Origin of the sequence: Pseudoalteromonas sp. S4492, from assembly GCF_005886115.1 — a bacterium.
GTDB classification, from domain to species: Bacteria; Pseudomonadota; Gammaproteobacteria; order Enterobacterales; family Alteromonadaceae; genus Pseudoalteromonas; species Pseudoalteromonas gelatinilytica.
Map to the genome: position 1 here is coordinate 41,946 of NZ_PNCP01000044.1, position 19,256 is coordinate 61,201.

A 19,256-nucleotide genomic window follows, 5' to 3' on the forward strand; every position below is an offset into this window, starting at 1 on the left:
ATAAAGTATTACTAATATCAGCTAACTACTACTTCATTCGCTAAACAGCTATTCGCATGAAATTAAGCCATAGGTTACAATAGAGCCAGCATTCATTCTTTTATTGGCAATATTTCATCGCATGATTAATCAAGACACAATTGCAGCACAAGCGACCGCACCAGGACGTGGTGGGGTTGGTATTATTCGCGTCTCTGGCAGCTTAGCTAAAACAGTGGCAGAGCACATTATTGGCCGTTGTCCTAAAACACGTTACGCAGACTATGTACCATTTAAGAGCTTGAGCGGTGAACAGCTTGACCAAGGTATTGCTATTTACTTTCAAGGGCCAAATTCATTTACCGGCGAAGACGTACTAGAACTACAAGGTCATGGCGGCCCTGTCGTACTTGATATGCTATTAAAAGAAATTAGCCAAATTGACGGTGTACGCTTAGCAAAACCAGGTGAGTTCTCTGAGCGCGCATTTATGAATGACAAGCTTGATTTAACCCAAGCAGAGGCAATTGCCGATTTAATCAATGCAACCAGTGAACAAGCAGCCAAAAGCGCCCTTCAATCACTGCAAGGTGAATTCTCTAAACACATCGAAACGCTGGTGGAGAAAGTCATTCACCTACGTATGTATGTTGAAGCTGCAATTGATTTTCCAGATGAAGAAATCGACTTTTTATCTGACGGTAAAGTAGCAGCAGATCTCGATGCCATTATTGATCAACTCGATAATGTCACTCAGCAAGCTAAGCAAGGTAGCATCATGCGTGAAGGTATGCGTGTTGTTATTGCGGGTCGCCCTAACGCTGGTAAATCAAGCCTACTCAATGCATTAGCTGGCCGAGATGCTGCTATCGTTACCGAAATAGCCGGTACAACACGTGACGTATTACGTGAACATATTCACATTGACGGTATGCCACTGCATATTATTGATACCGCTGGCCTGCGTGAAAGTCCAGATAAAGTAGAACAAATTGGTATTGAGCGCGCATGGGAAGAGATCAACCAAGCCGATCGCGTTCTATTTATGTTAGACGGCACAGACACAGCAGCCACCGACCCTCATGATATTTGGCCTGAGTTTATGGCTAAGCTACCAGAGGGTATGGGCGTGACAGTGATCCGAAATAAAGCCGATATTTCCGGTGAAAATGTCGGTATGGATGAACATGAACAATATCCGGTGATCCGTTTAAGTGCTAAAAATGCAGAAGGTATAGAGTTAGTTCGTACTCACTTAAAGGCATGTATTGGTTTCCAAGGAGCTACTGAAGGTGGCTTTATGGCACGTCGTCGTCACTTAGATGCACTAGATCATGCAGCCTATCATTTAAACACGGGTAAAGAGCAATTAGAGATGCATATTGCTGGCGAGATCCTTGCTGAAGAATTACGCCTAACTCAACAGTTCTTAAATGAGATAACGGGTGAATTTACCTCTGATGACCTACTAGGGAAAATCTTTAGTTCGTTCTGTATCGGTAAATAGTTTCCGGACATCAATATTATAAAAAAGAGTCGCAAGACTCTTTTTTTGTTTTTAATCCAGCATTCAATTATCGGTTCAGGGCCGAAACCAGCCAGTATTAAATGCAATTTCAATTAGTCTAGCGATGTCATTAAACGGAGGACATCATGGACAAATATCAACTCTTTCACCAATTACACCACCAGCCAACAGGTTTTGTACTCGCTAATGCGTGGGATCTAAGTTCTGCCCAATTCATTCAAACTGCGGGTGCTAAAGCCGTCGCAACAACCAGCTGGGGCATTGCAGCCAGTTTAGGTTTAGCCGATGGTGAGAACATCTCTTTTAAAACTCAATTAGCGCTGGTTAAAAGCTTAACCGAACACTTAAATATTCCACTCTCTGTCGATATAGAGTCAGGCTACAGTAACGATCCGCAGCAAATTAGCCAAAACGTTTTAGCGTTAGCAAGATTAGGGGTTGTTGGTATCAACATAGAAGACTCAGACAAAGACACTAACGCACTAAGATCTATCGAACAGCAATGCACTATTATTAGTGAGATAAAGAAAGTACTTAACGAAAATAGCTTCGGTCGTTTATTTATAAACGCCAGAACCGATACCTACTTTCTAAGTGAATCCCCTTTTCAAGCAACATTAAAGCGCGCAAAAGCGTATCAAGATGCAGGAGCAGATGGTCTGTTTGTACCCGGTCTCACTAACATAGAGCAAATAACCAGCTTAGCAAACGCGATAGATATTCCACTAAATGTGATGACAATGAATAATTTTAACTCAGCAAAAGCGGCTTTTGCTGGTGGCGCAAAACGCTTCTCACTGGGTAATTCTCTCTATGATCTAGTCGGTAATACGATAAAAACCAGTTTAACTCAGATCGAAAATTAACTTAGCGAGCTAAAAAATCAGATCAAAACAGCTTTTAAGATCGAATTTAGCTAAAAATGTTATCCACATTTGGGGCTTTTTTAGATCTAAAGGCTGATTTGATCATAAAAAAACGCAGAAATTTAAATTTATTTGTCATCAACAGCCATTTTTCACCGTTAATTTTCTTTAAAACAGCTCTTATAGGCACTTATTTAGCATTTTTTCGATCTGTTTTATTGATCGCAAATTGCAAACCGATCGTTATCAACAAGCGATCTATCCACAAAACGATCATAACCCGAACTTTACCTTGATCTAAAAATAAAAGCGCTTACACACAATTAAAGATCAACAACTTAGCAAAGTTATACACTTTCCAATATTTAGCTTGATCAGAACTTTCCCCAAATTTATTAACAGCTTGATCAAAGGGTTTAATTTATTATGATATTTAAAAAACCATTAAAAACAGTACTTTAAAATTATTATTAAATTAAAGCCTGTATTTTGAGCTTAAAAACTTATTCAGATCGTAATTCAACGCTTTACTCACACCCTAACTTCGTTATCATGTGGCCACTTATTTAATTACATGATCAAACACATGCAATCAGTAAATATCATTGTTGGCAGCCAAATGGGATCTGCTGAATACGTAGCAGAGCAACTAGCAGAAGCCCTTGAACAACAAGGGATCCAAGTGCAGCTTCATGAACAGCCTGTGTTTGATGATATTGATCAGCAAGATACTATTTGGTTGATGTGTACATCGACATATGGTGCGGGAGACTACCCTGAGAACCTACTGCCATTTGTTGAATCTATTAACCAACAATCTGATCTTAAAGGATTAAAGTACAGTGTGATCGGTCTAGGTGACACTAGCTACGACACCTATAACTATGCAGGCCGTAATCTTGATGAGTTATTAGCGAGTAAAGGCGCAAGCCGCGTCGCAGAACGCTTAGAGCTCAATATTCTTGATGAAGCATTACCAGAAGACACAGCTTTAGCCTGGTTACCAAGCTGGATCGAGTCAGTAGGACTCAATTAAGCCGATCAGCATTGATCGTCGTTATAAAAGTTACCCACAATTTACTGATAATTTAGATCGGATTGTGGATAAACACTGATCTAACTGCGATTTTAAGCTAGTTTATCCCTTGGATAAGATCCAATCGATATTGCCCTGTGAATAAATAGCCCTTTTGATCAAAGCTTGTACGCGGGAAGATCCGATCATATTAACACCTTTAGATCTGCTTTAAGATCATGTTTTAAATAGCAAAGCAGACATTATCAACAGATCTGCTGAGTACTAATAGTAAAAACAACAAAAGATCTCTTTAAAAGATCCTTTATATTATTAGAGATCACCCACTTAGATCTTGAGCACTGTTTAATCATTTATCTTCTCTAAATTTCTAGGTAGAATACGCTCCCTTTACAAAGTTTTGCTGGTCGATTAAGTAGGATCCCATAAATGATTTTTCACGAACGTTTTGATGTTATTGTTGTAGGTGGTGGACATGCAGGTACTGAAGCTGCATTAGCATCTGCTCGCATGGGCATGAATACCCTATTGCTAACTCATAATATGGATACCCTTGGTCAAATGTCTTGTAACCCGGCAATTGGCGGTATTGGTAAAGGCCATTTAGTTAAAGAGATCGATGCACTTGGTGGTGCTATGGCTCAGGCTATCGATAAAGGCGGTATTCAATTTCGTACTTTAAACTCATCTAAAGGCCCTGCTGTACGTGCTACACGTGCACAAGCAGACCGTGCTTTGTATAAAGCAGCTATCCAACATACATTACAACATCAAGAGAATTTAAAGATCTTCCAACAATCATGTGATGATCTGATTGTTGAAGGTGATCGTGTAATGGGTGTTGTAACCCAAATGGGTCTTCGTTTTAGCGCGCCTTCAGTTGTACTTACAGTCGGTACTTTCTTAGGCGGCCAGATCCATATTGGTTTAGAGAATTACAAAGGCGGTCGTGCTGGCGATCCACCTTCAATTGCTCTAGCACAGCGTTTACGTGAATTACCGTTCCGTGTTGATCGCTTAAAAACAGGCACGCCACCTCGTATTGATGCGCGTACTGTTGATTTTAGCAAGATGCAAGAACAGCCAGGTGATACCCCTACTCCAGTATTCTCGTTTATGGGTAAACAATCGGATCACCCACAGCAGATCCCGTGTTACATCACTTATACAAATGAAAAAACACATGATGTGATCCGCAATAACCTGCATCGCTCACCTATGTACTCGGGTGTTATCGAAGGGATTGGTCCACGTTACTGCCCTTCAATTGAAGATAAGATTGTACGTTTTGCTGATAAAGACAAACATCAAATCTTTGTTGAGCCAGAAGGCTTAACATCATACGAACTATATCCAAATGGTATCTCAACGAGTTTACCGTTTGATGTACAACTAGAAATTGTGCAATCAATCACTGGTTTTGAAAATGCACATATTTGTCGCCCTGGTTATGCGATTGAATATGACTTCTTTGATCCACGCGACTTAAAGCAATCATTAGAAACCAAATTTATTGACGGTTTATTCTTTGCGGGTCAAATCAATGGTACAACTGGTTACGAAGAAGCGGGCGCGCAAGGTCTAATTGCGGGTATGAACGCAGCACTTCAAGTACAAGGTAAAGAATCTTGGACACCACGCCGTGATGAAGCATACACAGGTGTACTCATTGACGACCTAGCAACATTAGGTACTAAAGAACCGTACCGTATGTTTACTAGCCGTGCTGAATACCGTTTATTACTTCGTGAAGATAATGCCGACATCCGTTTAACTGCTAAAGGCCGTGAACTAGGCTTAGTTGATGATGCTCGTTGGGCTGCATTTAACGAAAAAATGGAAATCATCGAAAAAGAAACGCAACGCTTAAAAGAAACGTGGATCCATAAAGATCATGTTGCTGTAGAACAAGTAAATGCGTTACTTAAGACCCCATTGACGCGTGAGGCAAGCCTTGAAGATCTGATCCGTCGTCCTGAAATTCGTTATAACGACTTAATGGCAATTGATGGCTTAGGTTCAGAGTTTGATAATCAAGCTGCACTTGAGCAAGTTGAGATCCACACTAAGTACGCAGGTTATATTGCCCGTCAACAAGACGAGATCAATAAACAACTGCGTCATGAGCAAACTGTTTTACCAAAAGACTTTGATTATTCAACTGTTTCTGGTTTATCAAATGAAGTTGTAGCTAAGCTTACGGATAGTCGTCCAGACACAATTGGCCAAGCGTCGCGTATTTCAGGTATCACCCCTGCTGCTATTTCGCTATTATTAGTCTATCTGAAAAAGCAAGGCTTACTACGCAAAACAGCGTAGTTGGTAAGGAATACAGTGTTACAACAACAATTAACGTCACTGTTAGCGCAAACTGATATTGCGCTAACAGAAAAACAGCAACAACAGCTTGTGCAATATGTTGAATTATTAGACAAGTGGAACAAAGCGTATAATTTAACCTCTGTTCGTTTACCTGAAGAAATGATGATTAAGCATATTATGGATAGCTTAGTTGTTGCACCTCACCTTAAAGGCAAACATTACATTGATGTTGGTACAGGTCCTGGTTTACCGGGTATCGTATTAGCCATTGCTTTACCTGACACGCAATTTATTTTGTTAGATAGTTTAGGTAAACGTGTGCGCTTTTTGATGCAAGTAAAACATGCACTTGGCCTTGAAAATGTAACCCCAGTGCAGTCTAGAGTTGAAGAATATCAACCAAGTGTTAAATTAGATGGTGTATTAAGTCGTGCATTCGCCTCTTTACAAGATATGGTTGACTGGTGTGCGCACTTGATTGATCATTCAGGTAAATTTATCGCTTTAAAAGGCGTATTTCCGAGCGAAGAACTAGACTCATTACCTAAAGGTATTAAGTTTGACGAAAAAATCAGCTTGGAAGTACCTGAGTTAGATGCGCAAAGACATCTAATCATTCTATCTAAAGACTAGGGATCAGAGCACTGTGGCAAAAGTCATCGCATTAGCAAACCAAAAAGGTGGTGTTGGTAAAACAACCACCGCTGTGAATCTCGCGGCATCGATGGCCGCGACGAAGCGTAAAGTGTTATTAATCGATCTTGATCCGCAAGGAAACGCGACCATGGGTAGCGGTGTCGATAAATACGGTGATGTTGCGACTATTTACGATTTATTGATTGAAGAAACCCCTATCGAAGAGGTGATCAATAAAGAGACCTCAGGTGAGTATCACTTAATTGCTGCTAATGGCGATGTGACTGCCGCTGAAGTAAAGCTAATGGAATTGTTTGCTCGCGAAGTGCGTTTACGTAATGCGCTAGAAAAAATTCAAGACCAATACGACTTCATTTTTATCGACTGCCCGCCTTCACTGAACATGTTGACTGTGAATGCGATGGCTGCAGCTGATTCAATTTTAGTTCCGATGCAATGTGAGTATTATGCCCTTGAAGGTTTAACCGCATTAATGGATACCATTACGCAACTTTCTAAGTTAGTAAATCCAGCGTTAACAATTGAAGGGATTTTGCGCACCATGTATGATCCGCGCAATCGCCTTGCAAATGATGTATCTGAACAACTTAAACAACATTTTGGCGATAAAGTTTATCGTACCGTTATCCCACGTAATGTCCGTTTAGCAGAAGCGCCGAGTTTTGGTGCCCCTGCCATGTATTATGACCGTGCATCTAGTGGTGCTAAAGCATACTTAGCCCTAGCCGGTGAAATGTTACGTAGAAAAGAGAAAACATCTTCAGCAGTAGCCTAACTTCGAGGTAAAAAAATAACATGTCTGCTAAAAAACGCGGTTTAGGCCGAGGACTCGACGCTTTATTAAGTTCATCAAAACCTGCCCCTAGTGCAAATAATCAGCAACAAGCAACCGCAGCAACTGAGCAAGTCTCTGATGTGGTTGCCGAGCAAAGTAAAGGTGAGCTGCAAAAGTTAGCGATTGAGTTTTTACAATCGGGTAAATATCAACCGCGTAAAGACATGTCAGAAGAAGCGCTAGAAGAATTAGCGAGCTCAATTCGTGCCCAAGGTATCATTCAGCCGATTGTTGTGCGCCAAATTGGTGCAGACAAATATGAAATCATCGCGGGTGAACGTCGTTGGCGTGCTGCTCAATTAGCCAAATTAGACACTGTGCCGTGTATTATCAAAGATGTGCCTGATGAAGCGGCAGTTGCTATCGCGCTAATTGAAAATATTCAACGTGAAGACCTAAATGCGATGGAAGAAGCGATTGCACTGAATCGCTTACTCAACGAATTTGAATTAACTCACCAACAAGTTGCCGAGGCCGTAGGTAAATCTCGTACCACTGTGACTAATTTACTACGTCTGAATAATCTTAACGAAGATGTTAAAATTTTGTTAGAGCATGGCGACATTGAAATGGGCCATGCACGCTGTTTATTAGCACTTGAAGGTGAAGCGCAGTCAGACGCTGCACGTTTCGCAGTTGCTAAAGCTTTAACCGTTCGTGAAACCGAAAAGTTAGTGCGTTCTATTTTAGAACCAGCGCCTAAAAAGGAACAGCAAGAAAAAGACCCAGATGTCAAACAGTTAGAGCAAAAGCTCGCTGAAAATTTGGGCGCAAAAGTCGAAATTAACTACAATAAAAAAGGTAAAGGCAAGCTGGTTATTTCGTATACAAGTCTAGATGAGTTAGATGGCATTTTAAGCCGTATAAATTAAGACTATTCCCGTCATTAATTAATAACATGTCCAAAAAGAGACATTTGTGGTGATTTTGCACTACAAAGGCTCAACTCAAGTTGCAAAACTGGTAGGAATCAGTATAATTTCGCCAGTTTTCATACCCTGACAACGATAGTTCTAAAGGTTAACAAAACGTGACTAATAGGTTAGCAAAGCCATATAGGCTTGCCGCATTCAGATTAATTTGTCTTCAGGGTATCGTAGCGCTCATAGCTGCAGTAATTGTTTTTATAGGTTGGGGAGCCAACGCCGGTCAGTCAGCGCTTGCTGGCGGAGTTGTCGCAGTACTCCCTAATCTGGTTTTTACCCTCTATGCATTCCGTTATATGGGTGCAAGTAAGGTAAAACAAGTGTTTGCTTCGTTTAAACGCGGCAAAGGACTAAAATTTTTGCTTACAATCGTTTTGTTTGTACTGGTATTTAAGCTTTTTCCGGTAGTTCATCTACCTTTTTTCAGCTGCTTTATACTTGTGATGTTTTTTGGATTGTTTGCACCGGTTTTTTTTAAACATTAACTTTTGGGATATAACATGGCTGCAGGTGAAGAGCTAACTCTTACGGGTTACATCAAGCACCACCTTACCAACGGTCAGGTGCGTCTAACCGACGACCCTAACAATTGGTGGATGGTACTTAATGTCGATACCCTTGCATGGTCAATCGGTTTAGGATTGGTTTTCCTATGGATTTTCAAACGTGCTGCGAATAAAGCAACGATTGGTGTTCCTGGTAAACTTCAATGCTTTGTCGAAATGATCGTTGAATTCGTTGATCAAAACGTGAAAGACACCTTTCACGGTCGAAGCAAACTAATTGCCCCGCTTGCCCTTACGATTTTTGTATGGGTTTTCTTAATGAACTTAATGGATTTAATTCCAGTAGACTTCTTACCAATTGCAGCATCGCTGATCAATGGTGAGTCTTGGGATGTAATCTCTAGCGGTCAATCACACACTTACATGAAAGTAGTACCAACCACTGACCTTAACTTAACAATGGCGTTAGGCTTAGGTGTGTTTGCGTTAATCATCTTCTACTCGATTCGTGTGAAAGGCGTAATGGGTTTTGTAAAAGAACTTACATTACAACCATTTAGCGCTAAGAACCCAGTAGTTCAAGCTTTATTCATTCCAGTAAACTTGTTACTAGAATTAGTAACCTTGTTTGCTAAGCCAATTTCATTGGCACTACGTTTATTTGGTAACTTATACGCAGGTGAGCTTATCTTCATCCTGATCGGCGCAATTGGTTTATTCCAATTACCACTGCACTTCGTATGGGCTGTATTCCACATTCTCGTAATCGTATTGCAAGCATTTATCTTTATGATGCTAACAATTGTATACCTGAGCATGGCATCTACTGATCACTAATCGTAGCGCTTGTTCAATAAAGATTTTTTTACTTTAACTTTAATCATTTAAAATTATATTGGAGACAATAATGGAACTTGTAATCGGCCTTAAATATATCGCTGTTGCTTTACTAATTGGTTTTGGTGCTTTAGGTACTGCGATCGGTTTCGGTAACCTTGGTGGTAAATTCCTAGAGTCAGCGGCTCGTCAACCTGAGCTTGCACCACAACTTCAAGTTAAAATGTTCATCGTAGCGGGTCTTATCGATGCTATCGCGATGATCGGTGTAGGTATCGGTCTATACATGTTGTTCGCACTTTAATATTGAAAATACTTTTACGCGATCAACAATTGACTAAGGAGGAGTGGTTGTGAGTTTAAACCTTACTCTACTCGGCGAATTAATAGCATTTATTGTTTTTGTATGGTTCTGCATGAAGTTCGTGTGGCCACCACTAAACGGTGCTATTGAAGCTCGCCAGAAAAAAATTGAAGATGGTTTAGCTGCATCTGATAAAGCTGAAAAAGATCTTGAGCTTGCTCGTAAAAAAGCAACTGAAGAGCTTAAAGAAGCTAAATCACAAGCTGCTGATATCATCGAGCAAGCTAAAAAGCGTGCCACGCAAATCGTTGATGAAGAGACTACTCGTGGTCACGAAGAGCGTGAAAAAATTATTGCTCAAGGTCATTCTGAAATCGAAGCTGAGCGTAACCGTGTTAAAGAAGAATTGCGTAAGCAAGTTGCTTCATTAGCGGTTATCGGTGCCGAGAAGATCTTAGAGCGCGAAATCAATGAAGCCGCACATAGTGACATCGTTGAAAAACTCGTCGCTGAGCTTTAATAGGAGGGTATGAGCATGTCTGAATTGACTACAATCGCTCGCCCATACGCTAAAGCGGCTTTTGAATTTGCCGTTGATAAAGGTACTGTTGAAAGCTGGAACGAAATGTTGTTTTTTGCTGGTGAAGTGGCAAAGAACGAGCAAATCGCTCAGTTTCTTTCAGGAAGTGCCTCTGCTGAAAAGCAATCAGAAATTATTATTTCTGTTTGTGCAGAGCAACTCAACGAAAATGGTCAGAACTTAGTAAAAGTGATGGCTGAAAATGGACGTTTAACGGCACTACCAGCTGTTGCTGAACTATTCGCTGAATTTAAAGCGGACTACGACAAATTAATCGACGTAGATGTAGTTTCTGCAACAACGCTTACTGCTGAGCAGCAAGCATCTCTGGTAGCGGCATTAGAAAAACGTTTCGCACGCAAAGTTAAGCTGAATTGTAGTGTTGACGAAACTATTGTTGGTGGTCTTGTAATCAAGGCTGGTGACACTGTAATCGACGGCACTGTACGCGGTAAATTAAACCGCCTAGCTACTACACTACAATCGTAATTGGGAAGAAGAGCATGCAACTTAATTCCACTGAAATTTCAGATCTGATCAAACAACGTATTGAGCAGTTCGAAGTTGTAAGTGAAGCTCGTAACGAAGGTACTATCGTATCTGTTACTGACGGTATCATCCGCATCCACGGTCTTGCTGACTGTATGCAAGGTGAGATGATTGAGCTTCCAGGCAACCGTTTCGCTATCGCACTAAACCTTGAGCGTGACTCAGTAGGTGCTGTAGTAATGGGTCCTTACGCAGACCTTAAAGAAGGCGTAAAAGTACAATCAACTGGTCGTATCCTAGAGGTTCCTGTTGGTCGTGGTCTACTTGGTCGTGTTGTTAACACACTAGGTGCTCCTATCGACGGTAAAGGCGCTTTAGCTAACGATGGTTATGAGCCAGTAGAAAAAATCGCACCAGGCGTTATCGAACGTCAATCAGTAGATGAGCCAGTTCAAACTGGTTATAAATCTATCGATGCGATGATCCCAGTAGGTCGTGGTCAGCGTGAGCTTGTTATCGGTGACCGCCAAACTGGTAAAACTGCATTAGCAATCGATGCAATCATCAACCAAAAAGGTACAGGCGTTAAGTGTGTGTACGTTGCAGTTGGTCAAAAAGCATCTACAATCGCTAACGTAGTACGTAAATTAGAAGAGCACGGTGCACTTGAAAACACAATCGTTGTTGTTGCATCTGCTTCTGAATCTGCGGCACTTCAGTACCTAGCACCATTCGCTGGTTGTACTATGGGTGAATACTTCCGTGACCGTGGTGAAGACGCGCTAATCGTATATGATGATTTATCTAAGCAAGCTGTTGCTTACCGTCAAATCTCATTACTACTTAAGCGTCCACCAGGTCGTGAAGCATACCCAGGTGACGTATTCTACCTTCACTCACGTCTTCTAGAGCGTGCATCACGTGTAAACGCTGATTACGTTGAGAAGTTCACTAATGGTGAAGTGAAAGGTAAAACTGGTTCATTGACGGCATTGCCAATCATTGAAACTCAAGGCGGCGACGTTTCTGCGTTCGTACCGACAAACGTTATCTCTATCACCGACGGTCAGATCTTCTTAGAAACTGACTTATTCAACTCAGGTATCCGTCCAGCTGTTAACGCTGGTATCTCGGTATCTCGTGTTGGTGGTGCAGCGCAAACTAAAATCGTTAAGAAACTAGGTGGTGGTATCCGTCTAGCGTTAGCTCAGTACCGTGAATTAGCTGCGTTCTCGCAGTTCGCGTCTGACCTTGACGATGCAACACGTGCTCAATTAGAGCATGGTGAGCGCGTAACAGAGCTAATGAAGCAGAAACAGTACGCACCAATGTCTGTTGCTGAAATGTCTCTGTCGCTATTTGCTGCTGAAAAAGGCTACCTAAAAGACATCGAAATCGCGAAAATCGGTGACTTTGAAGCTGGCTTAATTTCTTATGCAAACAGCACATACGCAGAGCTAATGGCTCAAATCAATGAAACTGGTAACTACAACGCTGAGATTGAAGCTCAACTTAAAGAACTTCTAGAGAAGTTCAAGTCGACGCAAACTTGGTAATTTAGTTATGAATGGTGAGCTTTAGGCAACTAAAGCCCACCTGATTCGGAGAGAGAGTCATGGCCAGCGGAAAAGAGATTAAAAGCAAGATCGGGAGTATCAAGAATACTCAAAAGATCACCAGCGCAATGGAAATGGTTGCTGCGTCTAAAATGAAAAAGGCGCAAGAACGTGTGGCTTCAAGCCGTCCATACGCTGAAAACTTACGCGAAGTAATCGGTCGTGTTGCTCAAGCAAATCTTGATTTTACTCACCCGTTCTTAGTTGAGCGTGAAGTAAAACGAGTTGGTTATATTGTTGTCTCTACTGACCGTGGTCTTTGTGGTGGCTTGAACTCTAACGAGTTCAAAAAAGTTGCCCTAGACGTGAAAGCGTGGAAAGAAAAAGGCGTTGAAGCTGAGTTCGCTACTTTAGGTAGCAAAGCAGCTGGCTTTTTCCAACGTTTCGGCGGTAAGTTACTCGCTAAAAAAGCGAGCTTAGGAGATACACCTTCAGTACAAGACGTTATCGGTCCTGTAAAAATTATGCTTGATGCATATTCTGAAGGCAAAATTGACCGCTTATACGTAGTATTTAACAAATTCGTTAATACTATGAAGCAAGAACCAACAATCGATCAGTTACTCCCTTTGCCAAAAGCTGAAGAAGAAGTATCTCAACATTCTTGGGATTACTTATATGAGCCAAACCCAGAAGCGATTTTAGAAGCTCTGTTAGTACGCTTTATTGAGTCTCAAGTATACCAAGGTGTAGTTGAGAACGCTGCCTCTGAACAGGCTGCCCGTATGGTTGCAATGAAAGCTGCAACTGATAACGCAGGCGACCTTATGGATGAGTTACAGCTTGTTTATAACAAGGCTCGTCAAGCTGCAATCACACAAGAAATCAGTGAGATTGTTGGCGGTTCGGCAGCAGTTTAACGCTTCGGCAAAGTTTAATGAGAGGAATAGACATGAGTTTAGGTAAGGTCGTCCAAATTATCGGCGCCGTTGTGGACATCGAGTTTCCACAAGACAACGTGCCAGCCGTATATGACGCACTAAAAGTAACAGATGGCGACTTAGCAGGTTTAACTTTAGAAGTTCAACAACAGCTAGGTGGCGGTGTGGTACGTGGTATCGCACTTGGTACTACTGACGGTTTACGTCGTGGTACAGCAGTAGAAGGTACAGGTCAGCCAATCCACGTTCCAGTAGGTACGAAGACACTAGGTCGTATCATGGACGTATTAGGTAACCCTATTGATGAAGCTGGTCCAATTGGTGAAGAAGAGCGTATGTCTATTCACCGTGAAGCACCTTCTTACGAAGATCAATCAAATTCAGTAGAACTTTTAGAGACTGGTATCAAGGTAATCGACCTTGTATGTCCATTCGCTAAAGGTGGTAAAGTTGGTCTATTCGGTGGTGCCGGTGTAGGTAAAACCGTAAACATGATGGAACTTATCCGTAACATCGCAATCGAGCACAGCGGTTACTCAGTATTCGCAGGTGTTGGTGAGCGTACTCGTGAGGGTAACGATTTCTACCATGAGATGAACGACTCAAACGTACTAGACAAAGTATCTCTAGTATACGGTCAGATGAATGAGCCACCGGGTAACCGTTTACGCGTAGCGTTAACAGGTCTTACTATGGCTGAGAAGTTCCGTGACGAAGGTCGTGACGTTCTTTTCTTCGTTGATAACATCTACCGTTATACTCTAGCGGGTACAGAAGTATCAGCACTTCTAGGTCGTATGCCTTCAGCAGTAGGTTACCAACCAACTCTTGCTGAAGAAATGGGTGTACTTCAAGAGCGTATCGCATCTACTAAGACTGGTTCAATCACTTCAATCCAAGCGGTATACGTACCTGCGGATGACTTAACTGACCCATCTCCAGCAACAACGTTTGCTCACTTAGATGCAACAGTAGTACTTTCACGTGATATCGCTTCACTTGGTATCTACCCAGCGGTAGACCCACTTGATTCATCTTCACGTCAACTTGATCCATTAGTAATCGGTCAAGAGCACTACGATACAGCGCGTGGCGTTCAAACAGTTCTTCAACGTTATAAAGAACTTAAAGACATCATCGCAATCCTAGGTATGGACGAGCTTTCTGATGAAGATAAGCAAGTTGTATCTCGTGCACGTAAAATCCAGCGTTTCCTATCTCAGCCGTTCTTCGTTGCTGAAGTATTCACAGGTTCACCGGGTAAATACGTGTCACTTAAAGACACAATTGCTGGCTTCAAAGGTATCTTAAACGGTGAGTTTGATGATATGCCAGAGCAAGCGTTCTACATGGTTGGCTCTATTGAAGAAGCTCAAGAAAAAGCCAAAAGCATGTAATTAGGAGGGTAGTATGGCGGCTATGACTGTACATCTTGACGTAGTAAGCGCAGAAGAGAGTTTATTCTCTGGTCTGGTAGAATCTATTCAAGTAAGTGGTACTGAAGGTGACCTAGGTGTTAACTATGGTCACGCTCCATTATTAACTGCCCTAAAACCTGGTATGGTACGTTTAGTTAAGCAATTTGGTCACGAAGACGTGATGTATGTTGCTGGCGGTACGCTAGAAGTTCAACCTAATCGCATTACGATTCTTGCAGACACTGCAGTTCGTGGTGAAGATCTAGATGAACAAGCAGCTGAAAAAGCTAAACGTGATGCTGAAGAGCAAATGTCGAACACGTCAGTTGCTGAGTTAGATTATCAACAAGCTGCTGTGCAGCTTGCTGAAGCAATCGCTCAACTTCGCGTAATCCAACAATTACGTAAAAAGTAAGCCTACTCGGTTTTCAAAAAGCCCACTTAACGTGGGCTTTTTTGTGCCCGAAATTCACTGCATAACACCCTATTCTGATTATTGTACTTATATCCTGCACTATTCCCCGCTACAATGTGTGTATTGAAACTGAACTGAGCTTTCATCTGAAGTTCTTTCCTATTAACTAGGTTTGAGTATTTGCACATGACGTGACTTGCGCAACTTTGCATGTTTATCGCTTAATTCATTTCGCTCAACTAAAACAAAGAAAGAAGGATATTGTTTTAATGTCTCTGACTACCGTTATTCTTGCTGCGGGTAAAGGCACCCGTATGCGCTCTGCACTCCCTAAGGTATTACACAAAGTTGCTGGTAAACCTATGGTGCAGCACGTTATTGATAATGCTACCGCTCTCGGCGCTCGTGAAACAAACCTGGTTTATGGCCATGGCCGTGAACAGTTACAAACAGCCCTATCGCACAACCAAGTAAACTGGGTATTACAAGAAGAACAACTCGGTACCGGTCATGCAGTTGCTGTTGCTAAAGAGCACATTGCCGATGATGACACCGTATTAATTCTCTATGGTGATGTGCCACTAACGAAACGTGCCACTTTAGAAAAGTTACTTGCTGTGACACCTAAAAAAGGCCTAGCAGTATTAACGGTTACCTTAGATGACCCATCAGGTTATGGCCGTATGCTTCGTGAAAATGGCAAGCTTGTCGGTATCATTGAACAAAAAGATGCCTCTGCTGAGCAACTTGCAATTAAAGAAATTAATACCGGCATCATGGCTGCGAATGGTGAATTACTAAAACGTTGGTTAGGTAACTTATCTAACAACAACGCACAAGGTGAATACTACCTAACAGATATAGTTGCAATGGCACATAGTGAAGGAGTTGAAATTACCTCTGCTCAGCCTGAGCATCCAATGGAAGTTGAAGGTGCTAATAATCGCGTACAACTTTCAGCGCTTGAACGTGCATACCAAGCATGGCAAGCAGAAGAGCTAATGCTAAACGGCGCAACACTTGCTGATCCTGCTCGTATTGATGTACGTGGTGAAGTAACGACTGGCGAAGATGTACTGATCGACGTTAATGTTATCTTCGAAGGCAAAGTAACAATCGGCAATAATGTTCAAATTGGCCCTAACTGCGTACTTAAAGATTGTAATATCGGCGATAACGTTATTATTAAAGCGAACTCATTAGTTGAAGAAGCCAGTGTTGCTGCTAAATGTACTTTAGGCCCATATGCTCGCCTTCGTCCTGGCGCGATAATGGAAGAAGACTCACACATTGGCAACTTCGTCGAAATGAAAAAGACTCGCTTAGGTAAAGGATCTAAAGCGAATCATCTTACTTATTTAGGTGACACTGAAGTTGGCGAAAAAGTTAATATTGGCGCTGGTACTATTACTTGTAACTATGATGGCGTAAATAAATCAAAAACCATTATCGGTGATAATGCCTTTATCGGTTCTAACTCATCACTGGTAGCCCCAGTGAATATTGGTGCAATGGCAACAGTTGGCGCAGGTTCGGTTATTACTAATACAGTTGAAGACGAACAGCTTGCAGTCGCTCGTGGTAAACAGCGTAACCTAACCGGTTGGAAGCGCCCAACTAAAAAGTAGTGAGCTACCCTACTAATTTATAAATAAAAAGCGAGTTTATACTCGCTTTTTTTGTGGCTGCAGTTTGTTCTCATAAAAGTGCCATATAGTTGTAATGCCTGCGTGTTGTAATTGCGTTAATACAATACGAAGGAAAAATAATAATGTTAAAAAGATCAATTATTGCGCTATCACTTTTAACCATTCTTACTGGTTGTTCATTAGACGGTGACGACGGCAAAGACGGCTTACAAGGTGAACAAGGTCCTGCAGGGCTAGACGGGACTAATGGTTCTGATGGAACCAATGGTACTGACGGAGCAAACGGTACAGATGCAAACGCTGCATTAAGTATTAATCTTATTGGCCGCGCAGTGCTGAACGCAGAAAGCCCTGAAGGTGCTGCAGAGATTGTCGCTTATCAAGCATCTAAAAAAAGAATTTTTGCTATCAATAGTTCAGGTGATTCTGCGGTCGTTAATATTATTAAAGCAGATAGTTTTGACCGTACAGCTTTAGTAAAAGATAACGAAGGGGTTATAAACGGCACTAACTTAGTACCAGAGATCACCCTTGCACTGAATGAAAACAGTGCTGGCGACGCAAACAGCATCGCTATTGATGCTAATAATGAACTTCTTGCGGTAGCAATGGCTGCAGATAACACCGGTGATGCAGGTTTAATTGCATTTTATGATATTAGTGGCGATCAGCCTCAATTTATTAAGAATGTATCTGTTGGTGCCCTACCCGACATGGTGACGTTTAGCCATGACGGCAATAAAGTATTGGTTGCAAATGAAGGCGAACCTAATGGTGATTACAGTGTTGACCCTGAGGGTTCAATTAGCATCATTAACATCACAAATGGTGTAATTGCAGATACTGCTATTAGCTTAACGTTTACTGCTTATAACGATAAACAAGCAGAACTTAAAGAGTTAGGAATTGTGTTTGCGAATCCGACTGGCCGTACAATCAACGGCAAGCTAATAAATACAACCGTTGCTATGGACTTAGAGCCTGAATACATCAGTGTTTCTAAAGACGATAAGTTTGCCTACGTTACACTGCAAGAAAATAACGCCCTTGCTATCGTTAATCTTGAAGACAATAGCCTAGAGCTTAAAGGGTTAGGTTTTAAAGATTGGTCTAATTTATTGATTGACGCATCAGATAAAGACGGTGGCGTTAATTTTAAATCATACCCAGGCCTCTATGGCATGTATCAACCTGATACGATTTCAAGCTTTACCTGGAAAGGTGCAAACTTCATTGTTACTGCCAATGAAGGTGATGCACGAGAATATTTCTTTAACACAACCGACGAAGCTGATTGTTTAGCAAAAGGTGGTTTAGATTACGATAAAGATGACGGCTGTTTATCATATATAGATGAGACCAGAGCGAAAGACTTAACTCTAGCAAGTAATTTTGATTACCTTAACAATGACAATAATGATATTGGCCGTTTAAAAGTGACCACTGTTAAAGGTGATGAAGATAATGATGGTGAATACGAGTCACTCTATGCATACGGCGCTCGCTCTTTTACTATCTGGGATAGTAACGGCATGGTGGTTTTTGATTCAGGCGATCAAATCTCACGTATTACCGCTTCAGTCCACGGAGCAGCATTTAACAATAACGAAGATGAAAATGCCGGTGATAGTCGCTCTGATGACAAAGGTGCAGAGCCAGAAGCATTAGCACTGGGTACAATTGGTGAGCGTACATTTGCATTTATTGGTCTAGAGCGTATGGGCGGCATCATGGTGTTTGATATCACTAATCCATACAACGTGACATTCCAAGACTACTTTTTTAATCGTGGTTTAGAAGCCGATGCAGATATAACAGGTGATCTTGCTCCTGAAGGTATGGCATTTATACCTGCAGAGCAAAGTGCAACGAATGAAGCATTGCTAGTTGTTGGCAATGAAATTTCGGGTTCAATCGCTGTTTGGGAAATTTCTACTAACTAATCCCACCCATAAAGTTAAAAAGCGACATAGCTAATTTAAAGCATGTCGCTTTTTCTACACCATTTCATCCTCAAAAAATGACTGCTTTTTAAGCTAAAATCCCTCTGTAGCCCTTTATTTGTATGGTTATTGTACTAATTTGAAAATAATCAAAAAAACCTTCAAAAAGTGCTTGCGTTAATTCTTCGCATCCCTATAATGCGCATCCACTGACACGGCGGGCAGCAATGAAAAGCGCTGAACAAGGTGACAGAGAGTTAAGTAAAACTTCGGTTTAAAACGGTCTAAAAAGAAAGTTTAAAATTAAGTGTTGACTCGAAAATTTAAGGATGTATTATACGCATCCCTAGCGACAACGTCGCAACGTTCTTTAACAATATAAAGCAATCATCTGTGTGGGCACTCGTACAGATTGAGTTCTAACAGCGAAGCTTAGTTTACTAAGTGGCGCAAACAAATTTAGAGTCTC

At 41.5% G+C, this 19,256-nt stretch carries 18 protein-coding genes; all 18 read left to right on the plus strand.

The genetic code is table 11. The features are described from left to right. Nucleotides 1–121 precede the first annotated feature (121 nt). A complete protein-coding gene (gene mnmE, locus CWC28_RS15125; RefSeq protein ID WP_138625353.1) occupies nt 122–1,486 on the plus strand; it encodes a tRNA uridine-5-carboxymethylaminomethyl(34) synthesis GTPase MnmE in 1,365 nt (454 codons plus the stop codon). Between the two features lie 146 nt (nt 1,487–1,632). Beyond that, nucleotides 1,633–2,373, plus strand: a complete 741-nt coding sequence (locus CWC28_RS15130) for an isocitrate lyase/PEP mutase family protein (protein ID WP_138625354.1) — start codon at nt 1,633–1,635, stop codon at nt 2,371–2,373. A 586-nt stretch (nt 2,374–2,959) separates the two neighbouring features. Continuing rightward, a complete protein-coding gene (gene mioC / locus CWC28_RS15135) occupies nt 2,960–3,409 on the plus strand; it encodes an FMN-binding protein MioC (protein ID WP_105173828.1) in 450 nt (149 codons plus the stop codon). 429 nt (nt 3,410–3,838) lie between these two features. Then, on the plus strand, nt 3,839–5,728 hold the full coding sequence (mnmG, locus tag CWC28_RS15140) for a tRNA uridine-5-carboxymethylaminomethyl(34) synthesis enzyme MnmG (protein ID WP_105173826.1): 1,890 nt from the start codon (nt 3,839–3,841) through the stop codon (nt 5,726–5,728). A gap of 15 nt (nt 5,729–5,743) precedes the next feature. Further along, nucleotides 5,744–6,364, plus strand: a complete 621-nt coding sequence (gene rsmG / locus CWC28_RS15145; protein ID WP_063701407.1) for a 16S rRNA (guanine(527)-N(7))-methyltransferase RsmG — start codon at nt 5,744–5,746, stop codon at nt 6,362–6,364. 13 nt (nt 6,365–6,377) lie between these two features. Continuing rightward, on the plus strand, nt 6,378–7,163 hold the full coding sequence (locus tag CWC28_RS15150; RefSeq protein WP_063701404.1) for a ParA family protein: 786 nt from the start codon (nt 6,378–6,380) through the stop codon (nt 7,161–7,163). 20 nt (nt 7,164–7,183) lie between these two features. Continuing rightward, the gene (locus tag CWC28_RS15155) at nt 7,184–8,095 is read left to right on the plus strand and encodes a ParB/RepB/Spo0J family partition protein (protein WP_063701401.1); all 912 of its coding nucleotides are present in this window, start codon (nt 7,184–7,186) and stop codon (nt 8,093–8,095) included. Nucleotides 8,096–8,253: 158 nt separating this feature from the next. Continuing rightward, a complete protein-coding gene (locus CWC28_RS15160) occupies nt 8,254–8,634 on the plus strand; it encodes an ATP synthase subunit I (protein WP_063701399.1) in 381 nt (126 codons plus the stop codon). A gap of 15 nt (nt 8,635–8,649) precedes the next feature. Further along, on the plus strand, nt 8,650–9,492 hold the full coding sequence (atpB, locus tag CWC28_RS15165) for a F0F1 ATP synthase subunit A (RefSeq protein ID WP_063701397.1): 843 nt from the start codon (nt 8,650–8,652) through the stop codon (nt 9,490–9,492). 70 nt (nt 9,493–9,562) lie between these two features. After that, the gene (atpE, locus tag CWC28_RS15170; RefSeq protein WP_063701395.1) at nt 9,563–9,796 is read left to right on the plus strand and encodes a F0F1 ATP synthase subunit C; all 234 of its coding nucleotides are present in this window, start codon (nt 9,563–9,565) and stop codon (nt 9,794–9,796) included. 49 nt (nt 9,797–9,845) lie between these two features. Further along, nucleotides 9,846–10,316, plus strand: coding sequence for a F0F1 ATP synthase subunit B (gene atpF / locus CWC28_RS15175; protein ID WP_063701392.1), 471 nt, complete (start codon nt 9,846–9,848; stop codon nt 10,314–10,316). Nucleotides 10,317–10,331: 15 nt separating this feature from the next. After that, nucleotides 10,332–10,865 carry a F0F1 ATP synthase subunit delta gene (gene atpH, locus CWC28_RS15180; RefSeq protein ID WP_063701389.1) on the plus strand — a complete coding sequence of 178 codons (534 nt, stop codon included), beginning with the start codon at nt 10,332–10,334 and terminating at the stop codon, nt 10,863–10,865. 14 nt (nt 10,866–10,879) lie between these two features. Beyond that, nucleotides 10,880–12,421 carry a F0F1 ATP synthase subunit alpha gene (gene atpA, locus CWC28_RS15185; protein WP_063701386.1) on the plus strand — a complete coding sequence of 514 codons (1,542 nt, stop codon included), beginning with the start codon at nt 10,880–10,882 and terminating at the stop codon, nt 12,419–12,421. A gap of 59 nt (nt 12,422–12,480) precedes the next feature. Next, nucleotides 12,481–13,341: a F0F1 ATP synthase subunit gamma gene (gene atpG, locus CWC28_RS15190; RefSeq protein ID WP_063701383.1), complete on the plus strand. Its 861-nt coding sequence runs from the start codon at nt 12,481–12,483 to the stop codon at nt 13,339–13,341. Nucleotides 13,342–13,373: 32 nt separating this feature from the next. Next, nucleotides 13,374–14,759, plus strand: a complete 1,386-nt coding sequence (gene atpD, locus CWC28_RS15195; protein ID WP_063701380.1) for a F0F1 ATP synthase subunit beta — start codon at nt 13,374–13,376, stop codon at nt 14,757–14,759. Nucleotides 14,760–14,772: 13 nt separating this feature from the next. After that, nucleotides 14,773–15,195: a F0F1 ATP synthase subunit epsilon gene (locus CWC28_RS15200; protein WP_063701376.1), complete on the plus strand. Its 423-nt coding sequence runs from the start codon at nt 14,773–14,775 to the stop codon at nt 15,193–15,195. Between the two features lie 269 nt (nt 15,196–15,464). Further along, nucleotides 15,465–16,823: a bifunctional UDP-N-acetylglucosamine diphosphorylase/glucosamine-1-phosphate N-acetyltransferase GlmU gene (gene glmU, locus CWC28_RS15205; RefSeq protein ID WP_138625355.1), complete on the plus strand. Its 1,359-nt coding sequence runs from the start codon at nt 15,465–15,467 to the stop codon at nt 16,821–16,823. A gap of 143 nt (nt 16,824–16,966) precedes the next feature. Then, nucleotides 16,967–18,787, plus strand: coding sequence for a choice-of-anchor I family protein (locus CWC28_RS15210; RefSeq protein WP_138625356.1), 1,821 nt, complete (start codon nt 16,967–16,969; stop codon nt 18,785–18,787). Nucleotides 18,788–19,256: the final 469 nt, after the last annotated feature.